Here is a 3,836-nt window from a genome sequence, read left to right as displayed (position 1 = left end):
CAGGCGCCGGTGCTGCGGCGGCAACAGGTGCGGCTGCGGCGACAGATTGGACGACTTGTTGTACAGGCGGTTGGCGGCTGACACGAACATTCAAGTTGTCGTTGTCACCGTATTCGCGCATCACTTCGATTTCTGTAAGATCATTTGTCGTTAGCATTTCTGCCAATGCCTGAATGAATTGTACGTCGGACTCGTTTTTCTTGGTCATTTTACTCAACCCAATCTTGCCGCTTGTGTCGCGGATTGTTTCTCAGCTTTGAACGCTTATACGGCAGGCGGCTTAGGGTGAAAACCCTTTAATTATTGTTCGTTCGCGCTCAATTGTTGGGCGATTGCTTTTAAAGTCGTGTTCGATTGTATTTATTCGGCCGAGAAAACGAGTGGATGTGTGAAATATTTATTTTACCACTTGATAAAAAAAATAGTTGTGGCACGCTGATTACAAGAGCGAAAAGCCGCCTTTAGCGACCTATAGACATGGAGCCGAGAAATGGAAAACAGGGAACGACATGCAGGAATAGTGGCGGGTAGATTGCCTGCTGATGCCCTTGCCGAGAATTTTACAGACCTGCACGAGCCACTTGCTGACCACGAAGCGCAAGTCGCCGCCGACAGGTGCTACTTTTGTTATGATGCCCCGTGCATGACAGCCTGCCCAACGTCGATTGATATTCCGATGTTCATTCGTCAAATCGTTACAGGCACGCCGAAAGCTGCCGCCAAAACGATTTTCGATCAAAACATCTTGGGTGGAATGTGCGCACGCGTTTGCCCCACTGAAACCCTGTGTGAAGAAGTCTGTGTGCGCGAAATTGCTGAAGGTAAGCCTGTCGAAATCGGCCGCTTGCAACGCTTTGCCACTGATACATTGATGGCAGAGGCGGCGCATCCCTATGAGCGCGCTGAGGCCACTGGCAAAACGATCGCTGTTGTGGGCGCGGGGCCTGCTGGCCTGTCGGCTGCGCACCGATTGGCGATGCTCGGGCACGACGTAACTTTGTTCGACAGCCGCCCAAAGCTTGGCGGACTGAATGAGTTTGGTATTGCCAGTTATAAATCCACTGAAAATTTTGCGCAAAAAGAAGTCGAATGGCTGCTGTCCATCGGCGGCATTCAGGTGCAATCTGGTCAAAAGCTCGGCGAAGACATCACGCTGGAGGGTTTGAAATCTGACTTTGATGCAGTGTTCTTGTCCATCGGTCTTGGGGGTGTGAACGCCCTGCGTGCTGACGGTGTTGATTTGGATGGCGTTGAAGACGCGGTCGAGTTCATCGCGAAATTGCGCCAATCTGATGATCTGTCGACCTTGCCTGTTGGGCGTAATGTCGTGGTGATTGGCGGCGGCATGACGGCTGTTGATGCCGCTGTGCAGGCCAAGCTTTTGGGCGCGCAAAACGTAACGATGGCGTATCGGCGCGGCAAGGACCGTATGGGCGCGTCAGAATATGAACAAGATTTGGCGACCTCAAAAGGCGTTACGATTCTGTACGATGCGCAGCCGTCTGCGGTGTTGGGCGAGGGATCGTGCTCTGAGGTCGTCTTCGAATACACGGCTGAGGTTGACGGCGCGTTGAAAGGCACAGGCGAGATGGTGAGCATTGCCGCCGATCAAGTGCTTGTGGCGATTGGTCAAACGTTGCTCGGTGCCCCTGAGGGTCTGACGATTGAGGGCGGCAAGATTGCTGTCGATGCGATGGGGAAAACCACAGTTGAAAACGTCTGGGCTGGCGGCGACTGCGCCTCTGGCGGTGACGATTTGACGGTGACTGCCGTGGCCGAAGGGCGCGACGCGGCGATGGATATTCATTCAGTTTTGATGGGCGAGGGCTAAATCATGGCAGATCTTACAAGCGAATTTTGTGGCATTAAGTCCCCGAACCCATTCTGGTTGGCCTCTGCACCGCCCACCGACAAAGAATACAACGTGCGCCGCGCTTTCGAAGCAGGCTGGGGCGGTGTTGTGTGGAAAACGCTCGGCGCGGAAGGTCCGCCTGTGGTCAACGTCAACGGGCCGCGGTACGGCGCTATTTTTGGTGCAGACCGGCGTCTTTTGGGTCTCAACAATATCGAATTGATCACGGATCGCCCGTTGGAAGTGAACCTTGCGGAAATGACGCGGGTGAAAAAGGATTACCCAGATCGCGCACTGGTCGCCTCTGTGATGGTGCCTTGTGACGAGAAAAGCTGGAAAGATATTCTGCCGCGCATTGCTGAAACCGGCTGTGACGGGTTCGAGCTGAACTTTGGCTGTCCTCACGGAATGGCGGAACGCGGCATGGGCTCGGCTGTGGGCCAAGTGCCTGAGTATATCGAAATGGTGACACGTTGGTGTAAAGAGGCGACGGGGCTGCCGATCATCGTCAAACTGACGCCAAACATCAGCAACATTTTGCTGCCAGCTGAGGCTGCAAAGCGTGGTGGTGCGGATGCCGTGTCTTTGATCAATACGATCAATTCGATCACTGGCGTGAACCTTGATAGCTTTAGTCCTGAGCCAATGATCGACGGCAAGGGCACCCATGGTGGCTATTGCGGTCCTGCGGTCAAACCCATTGCGATGAACATGGTTGCAGAGATCGCGCGCAACGCAGAGACGCATGACTTGCCGATTTCTGGCATCGGTGGCGTCACCACCTGGCGTGATGCGGCCGAATTTTTGGCGCTTGGGGCAGGCAACGTGCAGGTTTGTACGGCTGTGATGACCTATGGCTTTAAAGTCGTTGAGGAAATGATCTCTGGTCTGTCTGAATATTTGGACAGCAAGGGCATGACATCGGTGGCTGAGCTGTCGGGCAAAGCTGTGCCGAACGTGACAGATTGGCAGTATTTGAACCTCAACCATGTCACCAAGGCGGTGATTGATCAGGACGAATGTATTTCTTGTGGACGTTGCTATGCGGCGTGTGAGGACACGTCTCACCAAGCGATTTCCATGACGCCAGATCGGGTGTTTGAGGTGATGGATGACGAATGTGTCGCCTGTAATCTATGTGTGAACGTCTGTCCGATTGAGGGCTGCATCACCATGAAAACATTGCAGCCAGGTGATCTGGATGAGCGCACCGGTGAAACAGTGTCAAAAGATTATGGCAACTGGACAGAACACCCGAACAACCCTTCTGCAACTGCGGCAGAGTAGGGCGCACGCCAAATGACCGAGCTGCGATATCGTGGCTCGGAGGTTGAGAATGACCAGTCCCCGTGCGTTTCGTGCGGGGATTTTCTTCGTAATAGGCTCTGCGTTTCTTATTGCTTGGTGTCGTAAGGCGTTTCCAATTGTGCAGCTGAGCCGAAATATGCTGCTTCACGGTCTTGAATATTGTTCGGCGCAGCTGATTTGGGCGCTTCAACAGGGGAAGCCATTTCGGTGGTGTTCGGCGCACTCGTTGGGGCGGCAAGGGAATGTTGATCTTTATCCGCGCGTGGCATTTGTGCCTGTGACGTCACATCTTCGCGCGAATGGGGCTGTGCCGCATTGTCACCATCATGGGTGTGCGCACGTTTTGCTTCGACTTGCGCGATGACCGTGCGCAGATCGCTTTCCATTTCGAGCAAACTCACTTGAAAGGCTGGGGTTGGTCCCGCCAATGTTTTTTCGTCAAGCTGCGGTTCGTTTTGCGATGCGTTGCGCGGCGCACTGGGCGCGTAGGCCCCAGAATCGTCATTCTTTGATCGAGGCACGTCAACCTTTGATCGAGGCACGTCAACGTTGCCATTCTTGTTGAAAGAATGGGCGTCATTGCGCATTTGCGCGGCAGGATCATCCGAAATTGCGGCAACAGCTGCCGCGTCCTGCCGAGGTTGTACGGGCGGCGACGATGACACGTCTCCCCCAT

The 3,836-nt window shown here is 54.1% G+C and carries 3 protein-coding genes and 1 pseudogene; 2 read left to right on the top strand and 2 right to left on the bottom strand.

Annotated elements, in window-relative coordinates:
- Window positions 1–208: pseudogene (locus ABF287_RS08795) on the bottom strand (acetyl-CoA carboxylase, biotin carboxyl carrier protein); the annotation flags it as partial.
- Between the two features lie 282 nt (window positions 209–490).
- Here ABF287_RS08795 and ABF287_RS08790 point away from each other — a divergent pair.
- Window positions 491–1,831 carry an NAD(P)-dependent oxidoreductase gene (locus ABF287_RS08790; RefSeq protein WP_347184638.1) on the top strand — a complete coding sequence of 447 codons (1,341 nt, stop codon included), beginning with the start codon at window positions 491–493 and terminating at the stop codon, window positions 1,829–1,831.
- 3 nt (window positions 1,832–1,834) lie between these two features.
- Window positions 1,835–3,139 carry an NAD-dependent dihydropyrimidine dehydrogenase subunit PreA gene (gene preA / locus ABF287_RS08785; RefSeq protein WP_347184637.1) on the top strand — a complete coding sequence of 435 codons (1,305 nt, stop codon included), beginning with the start codon at window positions 1,835–1,837 and terminating at the stop codon, window positions 3,137–3,139.
- A 107-nt stretch (window positions 3,140–3,246) separates the two neighbouring features.
- On the opposite strand, the gene ABF287_RS08780 is transcribed toward preA, so the two are convergent.
- Window positions 3,247–3,836: hypothetical protein (locus tag ABF287_RS08780; protein ID WP_347184636.1), on the bottom strand; the 590-nt coding region annotated here is incomplete at its 5' end.

Origin of the sequence: Pacificibacter sp. (assembly GCF_039769035.1) — a bacterium.
Lineage (GTDB): Bacteria > Pseudomonadota > Alphaproteobacteria > Rhodobacterales > Rhodobacteraceae > Celeribacter.
Note: the sequence above shows the minus strand (reverse complement) of the source record. Positions and strands in the feature narration are given on the sequence as shown.